Below are 22236 nucleotides of genomic sequence, written 5' to 3'. Positions count from 1 at the left end.
CGGTTCACGTGGTGAGCTGCCGATCGATCCCTTCGAGGGCGGGAGCCATGCGCTCGACCACGGCATCCCAGGTGAAAAGCCTCTCGACCCTGGCCCGTCCCGCGCGCCCGGCCGCCCGGGCGGACTCGGGATCGGACAAAGTGGCGATCAGGGCGGCGGCCAGTGCGTCGACATCGCCGGCTTCCACCAGGGTTCCGGTGATGCCGTCCTCGACGATCTCCGGGATCCCACAGGAGTGACTCGAAACGGTGGGAAGACCGAAGGCCATCGCCTCCAGCAGCACCAACGGAAACGGATCGAAGTACGACGTCACGGTGAAGACCGACGCCTGGCGGTAGAGCTGTTCGACTCTCGACCTGTCATTGATGCGGCCGAGCACTTCGACGCCGTCCTGGGCCTGGATACGGGGGTCGGTACCGACCAGTTGCAGTACCGCGTCCGGAATCACCTTGCGCACCAGGGCAAAGGCCCGAAGTAGGTCCTCGCCGCCCTTGCGGACGAAATCGTTGCCGATGAACAGGATGGTGGGCACATCTGCCCGGCCGGTGAGCTCGGGCAGTTCGTCGAGGTTCACCCCGGCGTAGGTGGTGGTCACCTTGTGCTCCGGCACGCCGTAGTCGTCGATCAGGCTCCGGCGGGTGGGTTCGCAGAAGGCGAACAGATGTTCCGCACGGAGGTATTCGGTGCGCTCGCGTCGGTACCACTCCTCGAGCTCCCTGCCGGCGAGAGGATTCCAGGCCGGCCAGTGGTCGGCCGACTGCCGGTGGGTGCAGTCGATGTAGAGCGTGCTGGCTGTTTCGGGTATGTCGAAGAGGGCGTGGATCTGGAAGACCAGGTCGAACGGGCCCGACACCGCGGCCAGGCCTCGGGCCGCGTTGGCACTGCGGTAGCGATACGCGCGCGAGCTCTTGTAGAACTTCTCCACCCAGGCCGTCCGGGATGGACGGAAGGTGGTCAGTGCGGTGACGTAGCGCTGGATCTTGGTCAGGTCGACGGCCAGCTGCCCGGCCACCCCGAACCGCTTCGCCAACGCACGGAACAGATAGGGCGTGAGCGCATCTCCACGCGAGGCCAGTACGAGCGACGTCGCTGAGCCGGCGGTCCCGCCGTGGGCTTCTTCTGATGCGGGTGTCACATGTGTCCTCTGGGCAGGTCGGAAGTCCTGATCGGCGATCAGGTCTCGGTAGAGCTGATCGGATGCGGCAGCGGCCCGGCCGATGCCGTAGGCGTCGGAGATGAATGCGGGCAATGGGAATCGATCGCGACCCCGCAGGGAAAGGCACTGCTCGATCGACAGGCGGATGCTCTCGGCCTCGGCGACCTCGGCGCCGTCGGCGGGGGCCAGCTGGATCGCCCAGTCCGGACGTTCCGCGAGTTCGTCCAGCGCAGGGCACTCCGCGTAGACGACTGGAAGTCCGGAACCCAGACCCTCCAGGACGGCCATGCCGAAAGTCTCGTCTCGGCACGGGCTCACCATCACGTCCATCGCGGCCAGGAGGGCCGGTACATCGCCCCGGGGACCGGTGAGGTGCACGCAGTCGCCCACTCCGAGCTCGGTGGCCCTCGATGCCAGACCGTCGCGTAGTGACCCATCGCCGACCAGTACCAGTTCCCGCGCGCCGCGTTCCAGGGTAGGGGCAAGTGCCTCGAGCAACTGCGGGAACCGCTTGACCGGGTCGAGTCGCCCGACCGCGCCGATCAGGATGGCGTCGGGACCGAGACCGAACTCCGCACGTCGGGCGCGCCGGTCCGCGTCGTCGAAGGCCAGCGCGTCGAAGTCGATGCCGTTGTCGACCACGGTGATGCGATCGGCGTCGACACCCCAACGGAGCAAACGGGTTTTCGTCGTCGCGGACACCGCAATGGTCCTGGTGACCATCGATTCCAGGGCACGGTAGATCAGGTGCAGCGTGGGGGTGAGCGGCCGCATCTCCATGCTGGTCTCCATCAGCGAATGTTCGCTCGAGACGATCGTGCGCACGCCCGCCAGGCGTGCGGCCGGGATGCCCCAGAGCTGCGCGGACAGCAGGTGGACGTGGACCACGTCCGGTCGCATGCGGCGTAGGCGGAGGGCCAGGCGTGGGATGGCGACGAGCTTGCGGAGTCCGCCCATACCGAGCACGTCGACCTTCGCGCCCGCACGCACCATGCTGTCGGCGATGGTGCCGCCCTCGTACAGGGCGATCGTGCGATGGGCGTTGCTGCTGTGGGCGACCAATGACTCGAGTTGCTTCTCGGCTCCACCGGTGGTCAGCGTGGTGATGATCTGCGCGATGCGAAGGGGAGGCTGGGTGCCGCCCTGGGGATCGACCACGGGGGGATCGAACACGGCCGGGGTGACCTCGCGGTACACATCGGCGAGTGCTGCCGCGCATCCCTCCCAGGTCGGCAGTTCGAAATCGGCCGCCCTGCGTGGCTTCCCGTCGGAATTCGCAGCCAGCATCTCGACCAGGGCCGCAGCGATCTCATCCGGCCCGGCGGCCACGTCGATACCGCGGACCAGACCGTCCTCGACGAGATCGCCGATGCCTGCGACGTCACAGCCGAGCACAGGAAGTCCGAGGGCAAGAGCCTCCATGATGCCGACCGGGTGGGCCTCGTAGCTCGACAGCGCAGCCATCACGCTCGATCCGGCCAGGACGGACGCCATCTGGGCCCGCTCGGTCGGCGGCAGGTGCTTGATCGTCACGTGGTCCGTCACGCCGAGACTTGCAGCCAGTGTGCGCAACTCACCCTCGTAGGGTCCACCACCCAGAATGGTCAGCCGTGCATCGGGCACGGTGCGCCGGATGATCGGGAGCGCCTCGATGGCGCGGTGGTGCCCCTTGTACTTCTCCAATCGCCCGCTGGAGACGATGCTCCCGGGCTGCGGGAGGACACCCGCCGGTACCGGCGGCAGGGCTCCACCGTTGTTGATGACCGTGAAGTGGGCGGGATCGATACCGGTGTCCGCCGAGAAGCTCCTCTTCTCGAAACGGCTCACCGCAACGAGTTTCGCCGACCGCGACAGCAGGGGCGCCAGGGCCCTGGTCCGGATCCAGCCCATCACCGATCGGCCGGCGGTGGAGTAGCCGCCGGTGTGGAAGGTCAGCACGTAGGGGATGCGGGCGGAGAGGGCAGCGAGCATGCCGACGAGCGGGACGAAGGTCTGGCCGCCCTGCAGGTGGACGACGTCCCAGCCCCCGTTGCGGATCACCTTCACCAGACCGGGCGAGAAGTAGTAGTCCTTCTCTCGCGGCCAGGAGCGACGGCGGATCACCCTGACCCCGTTGATCTCGTCCTCGGCCGGCAGGTCACCGGTGCGATCCGTGGTGAGCACGGTGATCTCGATGTCCGGCATGTCCCGTAGACGCGAGGTCACCTCGGCCACATGGGTTTCCAGTCCGCCGAGCTCCGGGTAGAAGCGTTGGACGACCTGGAGCACCCTGATGGGGCGTTGGCTCATCTGCTGGATCCTGTCGATGCTGATGTGGTGCCGGCGGTGGGCGTGGTGTCGAAGATCAGCTGACGGAGGACCACCGTGCTCGACGGCTGGACCAACTGGACGACAACCCTTTCGCCGGAGGGGATCGGAACCAGCACGGCAACAGACTTCCCGGAGGAGACGGTGATGTCCTTGGCCAGGGTGATCCGGGCGGTCGAAGTCACCAGGTCCACCTGGAACGGCCCCTGATCGGACCCGGCGGCGACCGTCACCGAACTGAAGCCGCCTTTGACCGCGCTGGCCGAGAGGTCAAGCGGGGCAACATGTGTCCGGCCGAACGACTGCACCGAGATGATCAGGGCGACGGCCAGGATCGAGGCGGACACCACCCCCCAGATTGCCGTGGGCAACGAGGAACGGCTGAACAGAGGCCGGAACGCACTCGCCGGAACCTCGTCCGAGAGTCCGGCCGCGGTGAGAACGATGATCGCCAGCAGAACCGCGCCAACCGTCCAGCTGAGCCGGCCGAGACCACCGGGGAGGTAGTTCAGGGCCAGACCGAGCAGGCCGAGCACGACGACCAGCATGCCCGTCCCGACGAGGGCGGCATCCACCATGCCCCGCCTCCGGTGCCTGACCACCCGTTCGACCACGGCAATCACCGCTGCGGTGGTGAACGAGGTCGTGAGCCAGACCGGGGAGTTCGCCGCCGAGAGGGTCGCGGCCACCACTGCGAGAGCCATCCGCCAGCCCAGGTCCCTCAACCAACCGGGATCCCCGGACCGGGTCGACGGTGCTGCGCCCCCCGGCCCTGGATCGGTCGTGGCCTGCTCGGTGGTCGTGCTCATCAGCGCAGTCCCCTGACGTCGTAGATGACCAATGAACCGTTGTCGTAGATCCGTTGCACGCCGGGCACGGACGCGAACTTGTTCAGGGCCGCGGCCGGCACCGGCCCGGTCCTGTCGTTCGCGCCGAACTCCCCGCTCTCGATGTAGTACTCCTGGTGGGGGAGGCCGGTGGAGAGACGGATGTCGACGATGAGGTAGTCCAACTTCGCCCGACGGATCAGCGCGACGTCCTTGTCCGTGTACTGCGGGTCCAGCAGCAGTCGGGAGGCGTCGATGTTCGTGGACACGTGGAGCACCGTGTACTGACCTCCGTCGGCGGCCGCCAGCAGCCCGGAGGTGCGATCTCCGTAGACCACGCTGTCGGCCGGAACGCCGGTGGCGAGCCAGGCGGCGGCCGCCAGATTGTCCGCGTCGATGCTCCGGGCGTCGGCCGAGATCTCGTACGGGCCCGGCAGCTGTCCCGCAGTCGGTCCTGCGCCGAGAATGATGTTGCCGAGGAACATCACCACCGCTGCGGCCACCACGGCCAGCAGCGATCGCATGCGCCACGTCGATCGCCACAGCCACCATCCGAGCACCGCGGCGAGGCCGATGAAGACAAAACCGGAAGCCCGGTCGCCGACCTCGGCGGTGGCCCTGGTGAGGTGACCCCCCGGGATGACCGGGTAGAGCAGGGCGAGGAGCCCGACGATGAGCAGGAGCGAGCGCGGCGACCGGCGGTGGGTCCACAGGAAACGCAGCACGATGACCATCGCCAGGCCCCCCAGGAGCACCGCGGTCAGCAGCAGCCCTTGTTCCCACCGAGCGGGACCCGAGCCGGCGGCATCGGAGAACAGCGCCTTGGTCTGCTTGCCCTCGGTCAGGCTGGTGACGTCCGACGTCGAGCTGAAGATGATCGATTCGAGGTAGGTACGAACGGGGCTACCCGGGTTGAGAGCTCCGACGAGGGAGATCGCTGCCCCGGAAATGCTCATCCAGAGCAGACCACCGCGGTCGGACGAGCGCACCTGTTCGCGCCTGCGACCGGCCCGCGTCGATGGTGCGGCGCCTGCATCTTCGATGGCAGCCGGCCGATGCCGCGCGACCACGAGGTCGACCAGCAGCCACACGGCAAACGCGCCGACCAGCAGAATCGCCGTCAGGTGATGCGTGAAGGTGACCATCGCCGTGGCAAGGATCGGCAGCACCAGGGCGGACCTGCTGCGACGGCGACGCACCGCGAACAGGTACACCGCGAGGATCGCCAGTGGCAGCGCGAGCGTCTGGTACGAGTACTGGGAATTGAAGAAGAGCTGTTGGGGATTGAGGACGTAGACGACGGCGCCGACCGCCCCGGCCCGCCGCGAACCGGTGACCAGTCCGACGATGGCGATGATCGCGAGCGAGATGATCACGCGGGCCAGCATCAGTGTCACGACGCTCGACACGAAGGCGCTCAGTCCGGTCAGCCGGTGGATGGCATCTGTCGCCACCTCGAGGCCCGGGTAGTACCCCGAGACCGGGAGCAGCGGATTCTCGGTGAACAGCCGGGAGGTCTCGTCGATCTGGCGCAGCGTGTTCGCGTGGATCAGTTCGTCATGGAACGCGAACTGGGTCGGATTGAGCACCAACCGGCTGAACTGGAGAATCATGGGCATCGCCACCGCGAGGATCATGCGCTCCACATGGCTCGTCGCGCGCATGACGATGCGGAAACAGGCAGGCAGGAAGATCAGCACCAGACCGCCGATCCACGCTGCCCGGGTCCAACCCGCGATGCTGCCCGCGCGGCCGGCATTCGCAGCGACTGCCATCAGCAGGACGCCCAGCGACATCAGGACCATGGCCGGTCCGGCCAGGTTCGCCGGTCCGATCAGCCGGCGCAGCAGCACGGTGGTCGCCGAGATCGTCTTCCGGCGAGTGGCGCGCCCAGCTTTCGCCGGGCCGACCTCGATGACCTCGGGCTCGGTATCGCGGCGATCGGAATACGCTGAAAACAGGAGCTTCTCGGTCAGCGAAGTCTCCGGCAGCAAGGAGTCCGGCAGCAAGGTATCCGGCAGCAAGGAGTTCGGCAGCAAGGAGTTCGGCAGCAAGGTATCCGGCAGCAAGGAGTTCGGCAGCAAGGAGTTCGGCAGCAAGGAGTCCGGTAGCAAGGCGTCGGGTGCGGCCGCGGTAGCCAAGGCATCCCCGTCCGCACGGACCTCGTGCCGGTAGCGCCGCCAGCTGCGGTAGAGCGGAACCGATAGCGCGATGGCCTCGACGGCCAGCACGCCCACCCAGGCCAGGGTGAGTCCGAGCGTCCCGCCGAGTTCGGCGCCCACCGCCGCAGCAGCGAGTTCGAGGACGAGGAATCCACCGAAGAGCCACACCACCTCGGTGGTCCGGCCCTGGACCCGCCGGAGCGCGATGAAGTGGTCCTTGATCACGAATGGGATTCCGGCCAGCACCAGAGCCCGCAGGATGTCGACGCCTTCGTTCGCATAGGAACGACCGAAGACGCTCAGGATGAAGCCGGCGAGCGGAAACATGGCGATGTTCGCCAGCACGCTGACGGCCAAGCTGAACGGGAGGGTCAGCCTGATGCGGCTGAGCACCTCGCGCTCACTGCCACTCGCCGAGGCGAACAGGCTGATGGCGATGGCGTAGGGAAGGGCGAAGACGAACCCGGTCACCAGGATCGCCGAGTTGAAGAAGGCGTTCTCCCTGGCCGAGAGAAGGGCAGTGACCATGATGGGAAGGATCTGCAGCGCGGCCTGGAGCGTGATGTTGAGCGCGTGATGGCTGGCGGCCATTCGACCGAGACCCTTGAGAGCCTGGGGGTTGGCCAGTCGCCGATCGGTCTGGAGGTGCCAGCCACCCCTCGTACGCAACGAGATGAGTGGGAGCGAGACCAGGCTCCCGACGGCCCACGCCACGAAGATGGTCATGCCGCCGTTGACCCCGGCCGCGTTCAGCGCGGCCAGGGCGCCGATCTTGATGACGCTGGCCAGGACGTTGCGCTCGAACTGCAGCACACCGATTCCAATGGTGAGAACTGCCTGGTCGAGCACCATCACGATCGCCATGATGGCGGTGCCGGCGGCGAAGGCGAGAGCCGTCAGGGGATTGGCGACGAGAGGACGGAGATTCTCGGCGCCGAAAACATGCACCGCGACCATCGGTATCGCGATGGCCAGCACGCCGGTGGTGCTGCCGGCCGCCAGGAGCGAAGTCCGCACCAGCACGCGCCGATCGCCTTGTGCGGTGACCGGGAGTCGGGCGATGAGCAGAGTTCCGAGACCAAGCGACCCCAGGGAGCTGAGCAGCATCATCATGGCGACGGCTGCTCCGGCCACACCGACATCGGTGGCAGTGAACGTCCGGGTGGCAAGGGTCCAGAACGCAAGCCCGAGGATGCTGGTGATCGCCTGGGTCCCGACCAGGGATGCGCTGAGCCCCGCGACGCGCTTCAGTCCAGAACGGGCCGGAGCGACAGCGGCGTCCACCTGATCACCTTCTCGGCGCTCACCTAGCTCGGTCAGCATGGGTCCGTCCATTTCAGCAGTTCGAGGGGGTTCGGAGGTCAACGGCCCGGAGATGGCTGTCGACGGGGACCACCTTGTCCCGGCTGCCCCGATCGTGACTCGCTGTGCTTCTTAACGCGGATCTTGGGGCTGACTCTCACCGAGAGTACCGGTCAAATAGTCGCTGCGACCGAAAAAAGTAGATTCAGTACGCCAATAGGGTGATCATCACAACGAGCAACCCCCCTGGTGCTCACTGTTGGTGAGCACGATGACCGGCCTCCTTCAACGATTCCGGAAGCGGTGGACCTCCTTCCAGACGGCCTCGAGGTGTCAGGTGACGTTCTGGTCCGACGGCGTTGGCGTCAGGCGGCGTCGGCGAGCGTGGTTGGTTCCGGAGCGAGAACGGCTCGGAGCTTGATCAGGGCATCGCGGATGCGGGTCTTCAGGGTGCCCAGTGGCACGCCGAGGAAGACGGCGATCTCCGGATAGCTCATCGTCGAGAAGAACCCCAGGACGAGCGCCTCGCGCTGCACCGCCGTCAGGTCGAGCAGGGCGGTCTGCACGCGGCTGCCCTCGGCGCGGAGCAGAGCCGTCTCCTCCACCACGTCGAAGTCACGGACCTGACTGCAATCGGAGTGGGCCTGATCGCGCTGGCGTGCCGCTTCGCAGCGGCGAACTCGGTCGATGGCCCGCAGACGCGCCATCCGCATGATCCAGGAGTGACCCGATCCGCGAGACGGGTCGAACCGCGAGGCGAGCCGCCAGACCTCGAGGAAGACCTCTTGGGCGACCTCTTCGGCCTGGTGGAAGTCACGGAGCATCCGGAACACCAGCGCCCGAACGGATGGAAACTCTGCCCGGTAGAGCTGATCGAAGGCCTGCAGATCACCCTCGGTCACCAACATCAGCAATCCGTCTGTGGAAATTTCCGAGACGGGTAGGTCGGCACCGAATGGATGAATGGCGATCTTGCACCCCTGCGTCCGGGACGAAGCGCCCGTTGCTTGAGCGTCAGTTCGACTATAGCGGTGCGGTGTCCGATTCTGGTGCCCTGGTCATCGAGCAATGGCCTTGCGCCGGTCGACAATCTGAACATCAAGTGACGCAACAGGAAACAGCTGCTGGATGTGATGGAGTACCCGGACGCCAGAAGCATGGACGGGGCGGTGTGGGATGCCATCGGAGGGCAAGGGCCGCAGGCGGACGGAATACATGAGGGAGCAAAGAATTTAGGCCAGCAGGCCATTCGGCGTACCTCGATGCTCCGCGGGCACCCCCGCGGAGGATCAGCCTTCTGGTGGTTCAACTGCGCGCCACGCGGGAAAAGTTCGGCCATGACAACGACCCGCACCTTCCTGCTGTCGAACATTTCGCACGGCACCTACATCGATCTGACCGTGGTAGACGGCCAGGACGTGCTGACCTCGGCGCAGTCCTACCTCGCCGACACCGGCCTCCCCGAGGAGGTCCGGCACGGGTTCTTCGTCTCGGTCTTCCCCACCGCGTCGGAGGAGTCCTCGCCCGTCCAGCCTGTCGTGACCGAGCCCGTTGCTGTGGAGTCCGTTGCCGTGGAGCCGGAAGCAGGAACGGTCGAAGGTCCTGGGATCCAGGGGGTCGAGAGCTCACCCAGTGCGCCAACGGTAGGTTCTAGCCCGCTGTCCGCCGCGGCCGCCCAGGGTCCACTGCACTGGACCGACGATCCCGAGGTGGATCCGCCCGGAACGCCGGAGCCCCTGCGCGCGAACTCAGACCAGCTGAAGTCCGTGTACGTCGGAGTGCCGATCGCCGGTGCAGGCGGCCACTGAGCGTCGACACCAGACGCGGAACGACGGCGGCTGACCTGTTCAGCGTGCAGGTATGGCTCGTCCGGCTTGGATTGGACACCGCAGGCGCACGATTCCTCACGGCCCACTTGCTATGACCTGGGTCACAGAGGCCAGGTGCCGCTGTCTCGACGTGCCTCTGCCTCGACGTGCCGCTGTCTCGACGTGCCTCTGCCTCGACGTACCTCTGTATCAACGGCCGGGCTCGGTATCCACGACCACGACGATGACCTCGAAGGCAGTCGCGGACAGGTCGGGGAGCGTCATCAGGGCCGAGTGGACGGACTCGGAGACAGCATCGACGGTCGCGAGCACAGAGGGGTCGCCTCCCGCGATGATCCTTACCGTCACGGCCGTCGGCCCATCGGTGCGTTGCTCGATTTCGACGGCACCCGGGTCGGCCGGTCCGTGATCGACGGACGGCGCATTGGTCAGGGAGCGGGCGACCCTGCTGAGGGCGCTGTGGACAACTTTGGTGAGGGTCGGTGCGAGCCGGACCACGCCGGGTATCGCGACCGCAGCCTGCGCGGAGATCTTGGCCAGTGCGAGATCGCTGACGACGACCGGGATGTCGCCTGATTCGACGGTCATGTCGTTGCACCCTGCTGCTCGTACACATCGACGAAGTTGATGTCGATCGTCTCGGCCACCAGGCCGAACTGGTGGAGGAGCGTCTCGGCGGCAACGCCTCTCGCCCGGTTGGCCAGGGCCGCGAGGTCGACTGCGTAGGCCGCCGCCGCGCGCACCTCGATCCGCAACGCCGGAGCGGTCCGCGGTTCCACGGGTTCGGGTTCGTCGTCGGGCGCTTCCACGCTGCACAGGTGCACCACGAAGTCCGGCAATCGGTCCAGATCATGCTCCAGCATCGAGGTGACCGCCTGCTCGGTCGCGAAGGCCGAGCCATTGACGGCCGGCAGCGGGATGTTCCGCCCGGGGCGCAGTTCCGACCAGACCGTGCTCATCACGGCCGGGAGCAGCGTGTCGGGCGCCTGCACCGACTCGTCTCTGAGGGATGTCGCGGCGGAACCGGCCGGCAGATCGGCGGTGATCATCGCCTGGCAGTAGGGGCAGGTCCGCATGTGCGCGTTCATCCGGCCCAGTCGGGCCCGGTCGACGACCTCCAGCGGGTCGCGGCCGCAGGGCATGATTTCCGTGCCGGCGTCCTGGTTCTCGTTCAGCGCCATGAGCTCATTGCCTCCGCCAGTCGTAGACGAGCCCGGTAGATCCTTCCGCGGGCCGTATAGAGACTCACGCCGGTGATGTCGGCGACGTCCTGGTAGGGGCACTCCTCGATTTCACGTAACAGCCAACATACGCGTAGCTCTTCGGGCAGCGAGGCCAGCGCCTGGTGCACGGCGGCGAGCAACTCGGACTGCTCGGCCTGCTGCTCGGGGTCGACCGGGGCGGCCGCCAACCAACCACCATTGGCGGCGGACTCCAGATCCTCCCCGCTCATGGGCTGCGCCTGACGCTGCCTTCCGCGGGCCTGGTTGAGGGCCTGATTGGTGACGATCCGATACATCCAGCTGGAGAACTTCGCGTCCTGACGGAACTCGGGCAGCCGCCGCCACGCGGCCACGAAGGCGTTCTGCGCGGCGTCCTCGGCCTCGTCGGGATCGGAGAGTATGCGGAGGGCAACGGCGTACATCGTCTGCTGGTACCGCCGGACCAGGGTCTCGAAAGCCCGCGGATCGCCCTTCTGGGCGCGAAGCACGAGCACGGATTCGTCGACCTCGGGCTTGCCGGGGTGTGATTCGTCGCCCGCGGGGACGGGGACGTTCCCGCCACTGAGCTCGATCACCGTCTGATCGTGCCAGACCGCTCCCCGTGATCGCATCACCACCAGTGAGCCACGTCACGCGGTAGTGCCGTGAGGTTCGTTCGAACCCCGGTGTCCTAAGTGGGTCGCCGGATCAGCACCTGGCCGGCGAGCGGAGCATTACCCGCCTCCGCACCACGATTCACTCTTCGTCCGTCGATGGGCGTCGAGGACCGAAAGGACAATCAACACCATGATCACAACCTCCGCAGAGAAGCCGGCCGACACCGAGGCCAAGAACCTCCCGGTCCAGGCCAACTCCGCCTTGGTGACCACCCACGGCAAGACGACCATCGCCGACACGGTGGTGGAGAAGATCGCCGGCCTGGCCGCCCGCGAGGTCAGCGGCGTCTACGCGTTGGGCGGCGGCGTCGCCCGCGCCTTCGGTGCCGTCCGCGAGCGGATCCCCGGTGCGAAGACCAGTCTGGCCCAGGGCGTCTCGGTCGAGGTCGGCGAACGTCAGGCCGCCGTCGACCTGGACATCGTGGTCGAGTACGGCGTGGAGATCGGTGAGCTGACCAAGGCGATCCGGCGCAACGTGATCACCGCGATCGAGCGGATGACGGCCTTGGAGGTCACCGAGGTGAACATCGCGGTCGGCGACGTGCACATCGAGGGCGACGACAACAAGGACGACGACTCCGACGCTGCCCGGGTCCAGTGACGCGCGCCGGCGACGGCGCGTTGTCGCCCGAGTCCGCGACGCCGGGTCGGTGGATCTCTGCTCTCGAGCGTGAGTCGGAGCAGGCGCGGTCCATCGAGTCCGCCGTAGCCGGAGCCGAGGGTGTCGCTGCGCTGTCCGCGGGAGACGAGGCCCTCGCCGCCCCGCCGCACGGCGTCCGCGGTATCCGGTTCGACGACGACCAGGTCGAGGTCCGCGTGGTGGCCGACTACGGCACCCCCCTGCAGATCACGGCCAACAACATCGGCCGCGCCGTCGCCCCGATATTGGACGGCCGGGCGCTGCAGGTATCGATCGAGGACATCCTCCTGCCGGGGGAGCAGTTGACCCCCGCGGACGGCGCTGCCGTTCCGGGTGCGGCGAGGCCGGGCCAGGTCTGACCGTGGCGATGGACGACCGGAATGCTGCGGCACGCCGAGCCCGACGGGCCTGGCTGCTGAAGAACCATCCGGATCGCGGCGGGGATCCGGACATGTTCGTCGAGGGCCTCGCTCGGGAGTCCCGGGCCCGGGACCACGACGACCACCGGCCGACCGTGCACCGCACGCGATCGGTGGCCAGGACGGTCAAGCGCCTGTGCCGCAGCACCCGTCGATTCATCGCAGCCCGTCGGCGTCGGTCGCCGCGCGTCCGGTAGCACGTGCCGGCGACGTCTTCGTCGCCAGAAGTGCTGACGCACCAACATCTTTCCCGCATCACTGTTTCCCGCATCACTTTCATCACCATTCCCGCTAGGAGCAACACCGCCATGACACATCAAGGAACCGTCGTCGGACTGTTCGCCGGTCTCGCTCTCGGTCTCGCCGCCGCCTTCGGCGGATTCTGGGTCTTCCTGCTCGTTCTCGTCCTCGGACTCGTCGGACTGCTGGTCGGCCGGGTCGTCGATGGTGACCTCGACCTGACGCGGTACCTGGGCGGCCGCCGCAGCGACCGCACCCAGCGGTGACCACCACGGCGCCCGACGCCGTCGGACCGGGCACGACAACGCTCGCAGTCGCCTCTGGGACTGCCGCCGGAGTGATCGCCCCGGACTTTCGCGGAACGACCACATTGGCCGACCGGGTGGTGCAGAAGATCGCCGCGCGAGCGGCGCAGGAGATTCCCGGTTGTGTCGGCCTGCATCGCCGGGTGGTCGGTATCAGAACCGGCCGTTCGGCGGTGGCCGCCGATGCCGTCACGGATGGATCGATCACGGGTCTGCGCATCGCCGTCGGCATCGCCTATCCGGCGCCGATCACCACGACGACCCGGCAGATCCGCGCACACGTCCGTGACACGGTCGAGAGGCTGTGCGACCTGAGTGTTGACCATGTCGACATCGACGTCGCCGAGGTTTCGCGGCCGGCTGTCGAGCGCCGGAGGGTCCGATGAGTGGCCCGGTTCGCTTTCCACGCAGCAGACGAACGGTGGCCAGCGTGGTAGCTGCCGTAATGGTGCTCGTGATCGCTGTGACAGCAGGGTCTCTCGCGACACTCCTGGCGCTGCGTCGGCCGTGGCCCGCGTCCTGGGTCGAATCCGCGGTCAGCAGCCTGCGCAGCACCCAGTGGGACGCACCCGCCCTCCTGGGGATCGGGATCACCGTCGGGGCCATCGGTCTGGTGATGACGGCGATCTCGTTGCTCCCTGCCTCCCGGCACCTGGTCGAGTTGGCCGCCCCGGACCCGCACACCGCCGCCGCACTGCCGGCCCGCAGTCTGCGCCGCACGTTGTCCTCTGCAGCCACCCGGATCGACGGCATCTCCCGGGCACAGGCCCGGATCCGGAGGCGGTCGGTCCGACTTGAAATGACCACGGGCCTGCGGCACGTGGGTGGCCTGCAGACCGCGGCCGAGTCCGCGGTCCGGCACCGGCTGGATGCCTTGCAGCCACGTCGGCCGCGCGTCGTCACCTCGCAACTGAGCCGAAGGGAGAGCTGACATGCATGGTCGGACCGCGCGCGGAAACCGTGTTGGACTCGGCGTTCTCGGAGGACTGCTCCTACTCGTCGGTGCAGCCGTGATCACCGTGAACCGCGGTGGCTTCGGTACGGTCGCCGCCGACACCCGGCTCTATCCTCCCGTCGTCGATCAGTGGATGTCCGGCAATCGCTGGGTGTTCTGGCCCTTGGCAGTTCTTGCACTGCTCCTCGTCCTGGTGGCACTGCGGTGGCTGCTGGTCCAGATGCGGACCGATCGGCTGGGTCGGCTCGTGATGGACAGCGACCGTCTGGACGGGGACGCTTCCGCTGACTCGTCGTTCACGACCGGGCCGACGGATCGGACCGCAGAAGCCGGGCGGACCTCGCTCTCCGCCGGAGCACTGACGTCGGCCGTCGTCGCCGAGATCAAGGCCATCACCGGGGTCCGTCAGGCGGCGGCCGCGCTCAGCGGAGCCGACGATGCCCCGGAGCTCTGGCTCAGGGTGACCGTCGAGGAGAACGCCGATACCGGCGCCATTCGTGCGGCGCTGGTCGATCCGGTCCTGGCCGACGTCCGCCAGGCTCTCGAGAAGCCCGACCTGGCAGTGTTTCTCACGTTGATCGTCGGAAAGGCGAGGACGCGACGTCAGGTCGCCTGACAGCTTTCTCACGTTTCGGGGCTCGTCGGGGGTCCCCGGAACCTCACTCCCGCCACGCATCCGCGTGGGCAGGAAACGAAATACCGCCGTCCCGACCGGGGCAGCGTCGAGTTATCACCACAGGAGAAGGAGCACCATCATGTCGCTCGGAGACAAGATCAAGCACGCCGCCGAAGAAGCCGTCGGCACGGTCAAGGAGACCGTCGGGAAGGTCACCGGCAACGACGAACTCGAGGCCAGGGGCAAGGCGGAGAAGGCCGAGGCCGACGTCAAGCAGGCCGGTGACACGGTGAAGGACAAGGCCGAGACCGTCAAGGACAAGGCCAAGGACGTTTTCGGTAGCTGAACGACTCACGCTGCGCGGCGGATCTGCGACCGGTTCGACCCGGTCGTGGGCCCGCCGCGTAGTGCTGTGCAGACGGGCGGCGCAGTGATGTGTTGTGCAGACCGTCGGGGAAGATGGGCAGATGGCGACGGAGTGGGGACGGCCACTGAAACGGGTCAGCGGCGAAACCGCTCATCCCCTGGAGGAATCGACCTGGCCGGGGTCCATTCCGGCGGTCCGTCAAGTGCTGGAGGATGGACTGGACCTGGGCGGACTGACCGTACTCGTCGGCGACAACGGGGCCGGCAAATCGACCATCGTCGAGGCGATCGCGATGGCGTTCGGGATGTCGTCCGAAGGCGGTTCGACCGGTGCGCGACACACCACCCGGCCGAGCGAATCCGTTCTGCACGAGCACCTACGGCTGACCAGGGGCATCGGAGGGGCGCGGTGGGGGTTCTTCCTCAGGGCCGAGACCATGCACAGTTTCTACACGTACCTCGAGGGCAATCCCGGTCGCGGTGACGCCGCGTTCCACGAGATGTCCCACGGGGAGTCATTTCTCGAGGTGCTCAGCGCCCGTTTCGGTGATTCCGGCCTCTACGTGCTCGATGAACCGGAGGCCGCGCTGTCGTTCCAGGGCAGCCTGGCTCTCGTCGAGGTGTTACGGGACATCGCCGAGAGCCGCAACGCGCAGGCGGTGGTCGCCACCCATTCGCCGATCGTGGCCGCGACGCCGGGAGCCGTCCTCTACGAGGTGGGCCCGTGGGGCCTGCGCCCCTCGACCTGGGAGGACCTGACGCTGGTCCGGCACTGGCGGTCGTTCCTCGGTGATCCGGAGATCTACCTCCGTCATCTGCGGTGACGCCCGTTTCGTGCAGTGGGTGCGGTGCTTCTGCGGAGTCGGTCAGGCAAACGTCGCGACGGCGATCAGCCCCGGTTCGGGCCCGACCTGCTCGATCACGGCACCGTCTTTCGACCAGATGCCCGAGCAGCCGGCGGCGTGCTCGTAACCTTCCCCGGTCGAGCCGGCGAAGCTGGCCGTCGCCACCCAGGCTCCGTGCTCCGCGGCCACCCGGCACGCGCGGGCGGGGAGTTCCGCGGTCTCTTCCCGAGACAGCAGCGTCGAGGCGACGTAGCCGTCGATCCCGAGGGCGGAGGTGTCGGCCGCATGCTGCGCGATGCTCGTGTCCTTGCAGATCGCCAGGCCCAGACGGCGTCCGTCCACCTCGTAGACCGCCGGTGCGCCGCCGGCGACGAAGTGGCGTGACTCCTCGGTGCTCAGCCACTGCTTGCGGTAGGCCACCGACACACCGGACCCGTCGACGGCCAGGAGGGCGATGAATCCCTTCTGCTCCAATCCCTTCTCCGTCCCTTTCCCTGTCGGGCCCGCCAGCGCTGCGCCCACCAGCGCCACCGAACCGCTGTCCGCGCAGGCCTGCACCAGCGGCGCGAATCGTCGATCCCCGGGGCTGACGGTCGGCGCATCCATGTGGTATCCGGTCAGCGAGAGCTCCGGAAAGACCACAACTCTGGCCCTGGCCTCGCGTACCGTCCGCGCATGGATGGAGATGTTCGCGGCGATGTCGAGCGGGACACACGGCGGTTGCGCGACGGCGATGACGAACGGGCCGACCATGGGCTCCAGGATAGAAGCCGCCGTCCCGAGTGACCTACCCGGTGGGGATGTGGGGCACTGGCTTGGTGGACGGCGATCGTGGACTCTACGATTCGCTCGACGTCGGCCCTGGTCGCCGCGGCTGACCACCGAGGGGACTTGGGGTGAATGGAAGGTAAATTCACGGGCTACGTCTCGCGCCAGGACCCGATGTTCGAGCGCCTCCGCAAGGTCACGTCCGATCGTCTGGGCGTGCACGGATGAAGCGCGGCGACCGGATGTTCGACGTCGGCCGGGTGGCAGGCCAACTGCAGCACGCGTTTCTGTCGGCCACCGGCGATCGCCATGTCGCAGAGCCGTTCTGCATCGGGCATTTCCTGACGTATCAGGGCATCTCGCTGGGTCGGCATCACCTCCGCGACCGCTACTTCGCGCTTCTGAAGCAACAGCAGCAGACCAGCGAGGAGAAGTATCGTCGAATTCGACGCCGTGGCCTCTCGGCTTCGCCGCCCGACCCACCGGGCCGGATCTGCGCCGGTGGGTCAGAGGCGGTCCACGACCAGCGGGGTGAGGGGCACCGAGCAGCAGGGCAGGAACCGGCCCTGGGCGATCTCCTTCGGGCGGACGCCGCCGGCGTGCTGCATGTCCACCTCGCCGGACACCAGGCGGCTCTTGCAGGTCCCGCAGAGCCCCTGCGAGCAGGACGACGGCAGGGTGATGCCGGCCGCGGCGGCTGCCTGCAGCACGGTGCTGCCCGGCGGGCAGTGCACGGTCCGTCCCAGATGGGCGAACTCGACGGGAAAGCCGGCGTGGGCAGGATGTTCGGCCGGATCGGCGCCCTGGAGCTGCAGCGCGACCGCCGGGTCGGCGAAGGTGAAACTCTCCCGGTGCAGGTTCCCGGGATCGCACCCGAATTCGACCAGCTGGTGCTGCAGGTCCGCCATGAACGTCTCGGGGCCGCAGGTGAGCACCGTCCGTTCGGCGAGGTCGGGGGCGATCTGCGCCAGCATCGCGGCCGACAGCCGCCCCCGGTGACCGGGCCAGGCGCCGTCATCGGAGCTCGGGACGAGAACGGTTCGCAGACCGACGGTCTCGGCCGCGAGCACCTCGAGTTCGGCGCGCTGGATCAGGTCGTCCGTGGTGTGCGCTGCGTGGACGAGTACCACGTCGGCGGTATGACCGTGGTCGTGCAGACCGCGCAGCATCGACAGGAACGGCGTGATGCCGCTACCGCCGGCCAGCATCAGGTACCTCGGCGCCGGATGATCCTCCAAGGTGAACTCGCCCAACGGTTCCGAGATGGCGCGCACCGTCATGCCCGGGCGCAGGTGATGATGCAGCCAGGTCGAGACCACGCCGCCCGACCGGCGGCGGACGGTGATCGAGAGGGTGTCCGGGCGGGTCGGCGGGGAGGACAAGGTGTAGCTGCGCAGGACTTCTGCCCCGTCTGCACCCCCGGGGTCGATCTCGAAGGCGAAGACCAGGTGCTGTCCGGCCCGGAAGGAGAACCGCTGCGGTGTGCGGGCGGCGAAGACGAACGTCTTGACCGTCGCGGTCACGGTGCGCACCGCTCGGCACACCAGGACGTCGTCCAGATCGGGATCCCAGACGGGCAGACTCACGGTGTCTGCGTCACAGGATCTCTCGCACTCGCTGGACGTACCAGTTGCAGAAGGCCTCCACCTGATATTCCGGCGGAAGGTACGGCCCGGGGACGTAGGCCGGGTTGCCGACCCCGGCGTGGGCCCTGGCCACGAAAGCCCGGTCCTGGTCGTTGGTCTGCTGCCACACGTAGGTCAGCTTGTCGACGTCGTAGTCGACCCCCTCGACCGCGTCGGCGGCGACCAGCCACGTGGTCCGCAACAGGGAGCTGTCGGCCGTCAGCGGTAGCACCGAGAACGTCACGACGTGGTCGGAGAGGAAATGGAACCAGGCGTTGGGCTGCAGGTGCATCGACAACCGGCCGAGGCGGGGTTCGGTGAAGTCTGCCATCAGCTTGCGGCTGGCCAGGGTGCCGTCGATGGTGAAGGATTCGCCCGCCATGTCCAGCGGCTCCCGTTCGATCCGGAATCCGGTGGGCCGGGTGTCGAGCTCCTCGATCGCCCTCCAGGGCAGGCCGTTCCGGGCGCAGACTCCTTCGAACTCGGCCTTGGCGGCCAGATATCGATCCCAGGCCGGCCGCAGCCGCGGGCCGATGTCGGACTCCTGATACCCGTACACCGGGAACAGCGAGCACAGCAGCTCGGGATGCCCACCGCAGTGCGTGCACTCGCGATTGTTCTCCATCACCAGCTTCCAGTTGCCGTTCTCGACGATGTCGACCTGACGGGCGATCTTGGCCTTCGGTAGCTGGTGGGGGGCCAGATACGGGGTCACGCGGGCGGCGAAGTCGTCGAAGTCCTCCGGCGGATCGTCGGACAGACAGACGAACACGAGACCGGAAACGTTGCGCAGCGCCACTTTCCGGAGAGAGAACAGGGAGCGGTCGAAACCGGCCGGCGCCGACTCGGCATGCAGGAGATGCCCCTGCTGGTTGTAGGTCCACTGGTGGTAGGGACACACGATGTTGCCGATGGAGCCGCATTTGTCGTCCAGCAGGCGAGATCCGCGGTGTCGGCACACGTTGTGGAAGGCGCGGATCTCCTCGTCGTCGTCGCGGGTGATGATCACCGAGTAGCGCCCGACCGAGACGGTGACGTAGTCACCGGCATCCGGCAGGTCCGGCTCTACCGCGACGAAGATCCAAGACCGGTAGAAGATCGCGTCGAGGTCGACGTCGAGCGCCCCCGGGGAGACGTACAGGTCGCCTTCCAGGGAGCGGCCCGGGGTGCGGGTGGCGATCAATCCGGCGATGTCTTCTCGGATCGAGCTGGTGGTCACGGTGCTGCCTCTTCCATTCGTGCTTCTTGCCTGCGGTCGCTCGGGTATTGCGGGTGCGGAGGGTCAGTGGTGGTGGACACCGGACGGTCCGGCCGTCAGCCGCCGGGTGACGTAGTCGTGGAGCAGCGACCTGGCCCGCTCCGGTCCGATCGGGCCACCGGGTAGGAAGGCCTGGGCGGCCCAGCCGTCGAAGACGGCCATGAATTCCATCGCGGCCACGTCGATGTCGCCGAACTCGAACGTTCCGGCCGACCGGCCACGCTCCAGGATCTCCACCACGTCGGCCCGCCACTGGACGTAGACCTCGACCTGCCATTCCGCATAGAACTTGTCGTGGGCCGACAACGTCCAGAAGTCCAGCCAGAGCCGCCAGTGCTCGACCGTCCGGTCGCCATCCGCGAAGAACCCCTCGATGATGGTCCGCAGTGCGGCTGGGCCATCTGGTTCCAGTGCCGCCCTGGCCGAGATCGGGCGGTAGAAGTCGTCCATCTCGAAGTGCAGGACCTCGGACAACAATTCCGCGATACCGGCGAAGTGATAGCTGACCGTTCCGAGTGAAACCCCTGCACCGTGGGCGATGTCGCGCATGGTTGCGGCGAAGAGCCCACGTTCGGCGATCAATATCCTCGCCGCCTCCACAATCAGCTGGCGCCGGATCTCGGTCGGCTGACGCACCCGCTCGCCCCGTCGTTTGGCCCGCGCCACGGGGCCACCCGTGGCGACGGTTGCAGCGTGGGCTGCACTGCGGCCCGCATCCCTGGCGGGCGTTCGGCCGGTCAACACGACGTCCTCGGAATGCGCCGCCGCCAGGTGTTCACAAAGACTTGGTCGCCGTTCAGCGTGGCGGCCAAACGGTGTTCGGTCACGAAGTCCGTCGCGTCCGCCGTCATCGATGCTGCGGCGTCGATGCGGACGTCCCAGCCGTCGCGGACGAGCCCGATCTGCCAGCTGGACCTGGCGGTTGCCGACAGCGGATCGTCGGCCACGATGGAATACGTCTCGCGGGCCTGTTCGTGGAACACCAGACCGTCGGGATAGGTGCGGCTGCCGCCGTAGTTCGGATCGACGCTCAGCGTCCACCGACCGCTTGCCGGCTCGTACCGCACCTCCCGCTCAGGAGTGCCCGCCGCGGTGCCGTGCAGCACCACGGCCAGCGGCTCCGCCTGTTCCGGAGGTTCGAAGGTCACCGGCTCCCCGGGCTGATCGGACGCCCGACAGGGCAGTCGCAGCACGCCGGCGGCGAGATCGACCGACAGCACGGAGGGGTCGGCATGAGGCCACACCCACGGCCAGTAGCTGTTGCTGATCGCGACCCTGATCCGGTGCCCGGTCGGGAACGACCAGGCCATCGCCACGAGTGGCATCTCGACATCCATTGCCCGACCGGGGATCACCGGGGCGACGGTGTCCATCCCGGCCCGGCTCAACAGGTTGAGGCAGCCGCGGGTGACCAGGGTGGAGCTCCCGTCGGGAGCGACGTCGCAGATCCGGACCACCACGGTGGCCGCCGCGGTGGCGGTCAGCCGGAGCGACAACGTCGCGATCCCGAGCATCTCCACCGCAGTGCCAAGGGGGGCAGTGTCCAGGCAGACCGACCGGCCGTCCTCGGCCCGCTGGTCGGGTGGTAGGTCGGAAGGGTTGCCGAAAGGGAAGTAGCGACCGGCGTCGATCCCGGTGTGCTGGGGTGAGGACACCGTCACCCGGCCGGTAACCGCCGCGGCACAGGTCATCTCGTCCAACGGATACCCGACGGACTGCACGGCCGGGCTCGGCCAGGTGGCTTCGCCGATCCAGCGGCCGGGACGCTGTTCATAGCGCGTGGCGGGCCGGACGGAGTCCTGCATCCAGACGCGGAGCGCCGGATCGTCCTGCGCCCCGTTCGGGACCCCCTTGAGCCAGTGGTCCCACCAGCGCAGCGTCTCCTGCAGGAACCCGATGGCCGGCCCCGGTTCCAGGTCGCGGTCCGGGTACTGGTGCGACCACGGCCCGACGATGCCCTTGACCGGTGCGGAGAGGTTCTCCAGCAGCCGGAAGACGGTGTTGCGGTAGGGATCGGCCCAACCACCGACGGCGAGGACCGCCGCCCCGATCGACGCGTAGTCCTCGCAGACGCTGCCGTGACGCCAGTACCCGTCGCGTTCCTGGTGGGCCAGCCACTTGTCCAGGTACGGCTCGGTGGCATCCAGTCGCTGCTGCCACATCTCACGCCAGGCCGGCCCGACCCTCGTCGGGTCCGGCGGCCGCGCGGTGAAGGCGAGCATGGTGGTGGCCCAGCCCGCCATGTCGATGCCCAGCACGGCACCACCGAAGTAGTGCACGTCGTCGGCGTAGCGGTCGTCCGTCGAGCAGACCGTGACGATGGCCTTCAGGGGCTCGGGCGCGAGCGCAGCCAGCTGGAGGGAATTGAAACCGCCCCAGGAGATGCCGAACATCCCGACAGCGCCGGTGCACCACGGTTGACGGGCCAACCAGTTGATCACCTCGACGCCGTCGGCCAGTTCGGTGGGGCTGTACTCGTCGGTCATCACACCTTCGGAGTCGCCGGAGCCACGCAGGTCGACCCGGACGGAGGCGTAGCCGTGCGCGGCATACCAGGGGTGGCGCTGCGCATCGCGCGGCGCGGTCCAGTCGCCCTTGCGGTACGGCAGGTACTCCAGCAGGGCGGGGACCGGTCTCGTCCCGGCATCGGCCGGCAGCCAGATCCGCGCCGAGAGCCTGGTGCCGTCGGTCATCTCGATCAGCACGTGGTCGAGAACCTCGACCAGGTCGAAGGTTT

General features: G+C 67.7%; 22 protein-coding genes. 10 read left to right on the top strand and 12 right to left on the bottom strand.

Features of this window, described 5'->3' with window-relative positions:
* Nucleotides 1-4 precede the first annotated feature (4 nt).
* The 4 genes from ABIB25_RS23745 to ABIB25_RS23730 form a co-directional block, all read right to left on the bottom strand.
* Nucleotides 5-3445 (bottom strand): glycosyltransferase, encoded by a 3441-nt coding sequence (locus tag ABIB25_RS23745; RefSeq protein WP_354531001.1) that lies wholly within the window; start codon nucleotides 3443-3445, stop codon nucleotides 5-7.
* Complete coding sequence (locus ABIB25_RS23740) at nucleotides 3442-4272, bottom strand: hypothetical protein (RefSeq protein ID WP_354531000.1); 831 nt, start codon at nucleotides 4270-4272, stop codon at nucleotides 3442-3444. The genes ABIB25_RS23745 and ABIB25_RS23740 overlap by 4 nt, the downstream gene beginning before the upstream one ends.
* Nucleotides 4272-7736, bottom strand: a complete 3465-nt coding sequence (locus tag ABIB25_RS23735; protein WP_354530999.1) for a lipopolysaccharide biosynthesis protein — start codon at nucleotides 7734-7736, stop codon at nucleotides 4272-4274. The genes ABIB25_RS23740 and ABIB25_RS23735 overlap by 1 nt, the downstream gene beginning before the upstream one ends.
* Nucleotides 7737-8119: 383 nt before the next feature.
* Nucleotides 8120-8662, bottom strand: a complete 543-nt coding sequence (locus ABIB25_RS23730) for a sigma-70 family RNA polymerase sigma factor (protein ID WP_354530998.1) — start codon at nucleotides 8660-8662, stop codon at nucleotides 8120-8122.
* 429 nt (nucleotides 8663-9091) lie between these two features.
* Between ABIB25_RS23730 and ABIB25_RS23725 the strand changes: the two genes are divergently transcribed.
* On the top strand, nucleotides 9092-9562 hold the full coding sequence (locus ABIB25_RS23725; protein ID WP_354530997.1) for a hypothetical protein: 471 nt from the start codon (nucleotides 9092-9094) through the stop codon (nucleotides 9560-9562).
* A 210-nt stretch (nucleotides 9563-9772) separates the two neighbouring features.
* Here the strand turns inward: ABIB25_RS23725 and ABIB25_RS23720 are convergent, their stop codons facing one another.
* From ABIB25_RS23720 to ABIB25_RS23710, 3 genes are read right to left on the bottom strand one after another with little or no spacing between them, the layout of a single operon-like run.
* Nucleotides 9773-10171, bottom strand: coding sequence for a hypothetical protein (locus ABIB25_RS23720; protein ID WP_354530996.1), 399 nt, complete (start codon nucleotides 10169-10171; stop codon nucleotides 9773-9775).
* Nucleotides 10168-10764, bottom strand: coding sequence for a hypothetical protein (locus tag ABIB25_RS23715; protein ID WP_354530995.1), 597 nt, complete (start codon nucleotides 10762-10764; stop codon nucleotides 10168-10170). Before ABIB25_RS23715 ends, ABIB25_RS23720 begins: the two co-directional genes overlap by 4 nt.
* Nucleotides 10755-11381 (bottom strand): RNA polymerase sigma factor, encoded by a 627-nt coding sequence (locus ABIB25_RS23710; protein WP_354530994.1) that lies wholly within the window; start codon nucleotides 11379-11381, stop codon nucleotides 10755-10757. The genes ABIB25_RS23715 and ABIB25_RS23710 overlap by 10 nt, the downstream gene beginning before the upstream one ends.
* Nucleotides 11382-11592: 211 nt before the next feature.
* Here ABIB25_RS23710 and ABIB25_RS23705 point away from each other — a divergent pair, with 211 nt between their 5' ends.
* From ABIB25_RS23705 to ABIB25_RS23665, 9 genes are all read left to right on the top strand, one after another.
* Nucleotides 11593-12063 carry an Asp23/Gls24 family envelope stress response protein gene (locus ABIB25_RS23705; RefSeq protein WP_354530993.1) on the top strand — a complete coding sequence of 157 codons (471 nt, stop codon included), beginning with the start codon at nucleotides 11593-11595 and terminating at the stop codon, nucleotides 12061-12063.
* Nucleotides 12060-12461 (top strand): hypothetical protein, encoded by a 402-nt coding sequence (locus tag ABIB25_RS23700; RefSeq protein ID WP_354530992.1) that lies wholly within the window; start codon nucleotides 12060-12062, stop codon nucleotides 12459-12461. The genes ABIB25_RS23705 and ABIB25_RS23700 overlap by 4 nt, the downstream gene beginning before the upstream one ends.
* Nucleotides 12462-12463: 2 nt before the next feature.
* The gene (locus tag ABIB25_RS23695; protein ID WP_502919893.1) at nucleotides 12464-12718 is read left to right on the top strand and encodes a hypothetical protein; all 255 of its coding nucleotides are present in this window, start codon (nucleotides 12464-12466) and stop codon (nucleotides 12716-12718) included.
* Nucleotides 12719-12829: 111 nt separating this feature from the next.
* Entirely contained in the window at nucleotides 12830-13027 is a 198-nt protein-coding gene (locus ABIB25_RS23690) for a DUF2273 domain-containing protein (protein ID WP_354530991.1), read from the top strand.
* Entirely contained in the window at nucleotides 13024-13452 is a 429-nt protein-coding gene (locus ABIB25_RS23685) for an Asp23/Gls24 family envelope stress response protein (RefSeq protein WP_354530990.1), read from the top strand. The genes ABIB25_RS23690 and ABIB25_RS23685 overlap by 4 nt, the downstream gene beginning before the upstream one ends.
* A gap of 68 nt (nucleotides 13453-13520) precedes the next feature.
* Nucleotides 13521-13997, top strand: coding sequence for a DUF6286 domain-containing protein (locus ABIB25_RS23680; RefSeq protein ID WP_354530989.1), 477 nt, complete (start codon nucleotides 13521-13523; stop codon nucleotides 13995-13997).
* Between the two features lie 79 nt (nucleotides 13998-14076).
* Nucleotides 14077-14637: a hypothetical protein gene (locus ABIB25_RS23675; RefSeq protein ID WP_354530988.1), complete on the top strand. Its 561-nt coding sequence runs from the start codon at nucleotides 14077-14079 to the stop codon at nucleotides 14635-14637.
* 139 nt (nucleotides 14638-14776) lie between these two features.
* Nucleotides 14777-14983 carry a CsbD family protein gene (locus ABIB25_RS23670; protein ID WP_354530987.1) on the top strand — a complete coding sequence of 69 codons (207 nt, stop codon included), beginning with the start codon at nucleotides 14777-14779 and terminating at the stop codon, nucleotides 14981-14983.
* Nucleotides 14984-15104: 121 nt separating this feature from the next.
* A complete protein-coding gene (locus ABIB25_RS23665; RefSeq protein WP_354530986.1) occupies nucleotides 15105-15827 on the top strand; it encodes an AAA family ATPase in 723 nt (240 codons plus the stop codon).
* A gap of 42 nt (nucleotides 15828-15869) precedes the next feature.
* Here ABIB25_RS23665 and ABIB25_RS23660 read toward each other — a convergent pair whose 3' ends face one another.
* The 5 genes from ABIB25_RS23660 to ABIB25_RS23640 form a co-directional block, all read right to left on the bottom strand.
* Nucleotides 15870-16601, bottom strand: a complete 732-nt coding sequence (locus tag ABIB25_RS23660) for a carbon-nitrogen hydrolase family protein (RefSeq protein WP_354530985.1) — start codon at nucleotides 16599-16601, stop codon at nucleotides 15870-15872.
* A 521-nt stretch (nucleotides 16602-17122) separates the two neighbouring features.
* Nucleotides 17123-18202 (bottom strand): FAD-binding oxidoreductase, encoded by a 1080-nt coding sequence (locus tag ABIB25_RS23655; RefSeq protein ID WP_354530984.1) that lies wholly within the window; start codon nucleotides 18200-18202, stop codon nucleotides 17123-17125.
* Nucleotides 18203-18212: 10 nt separating this feature from the next.
* Entirely contained in the window at nucleotides 18213-19460 is a 1248-nt protein-coding gene (locus ABIB25_RS23650) for an aromatic ring-hydroxylating oxygenase subunit alpha (protein ID WP_354530983.1), read from the bottom strand.
* Between the two features lie 63 nt (nucleotides 19461-19523).
* Nucleotides 19524-20240: a TetR/AcrR family transcriptional regulator gene (locus tag ABIB25_RS23645; RefSeq protein ID WP_354530982.1), complete on the bottom strand. Its 717-nt coding sequence runs from the start codon at nucleotides 20238-20240 to the stop codon at nucleotides 19524-19526.
* Complete coding sequence (locus tag ABIB25_RS23640; RefSeq protein ID WP_354531012.1) at nucleotides 20237-22192, bottom strand: CocE/NonD family hydrolase; 1956 nt, start codon at nucleotides 22190-22192, stop codon at nucleotides 20237-20239. The genes ABIB25_RS23645 and ABIB25_RS23640 overlap by 4 nt, the downstream gene beginning before the upstream one ends.
* Between the last annotated feature and the right edge of the window lie 44 nt (nucleotides 22193-22236).

It is taken from the genome of Nakamurella sp. UYEF19 (assembly GCF_040546275.1).
Lineage (GTDB): Bacteria > Actinomycetota > Actinomycetes > Mycobacteriales > Nakamurellaceae > Nakamurella.
The sequence above is the reverse complement of the archived record's forward strand: the minus strand, read 5'-3'. Positions and strand labels throughout refer to the sequence as shown.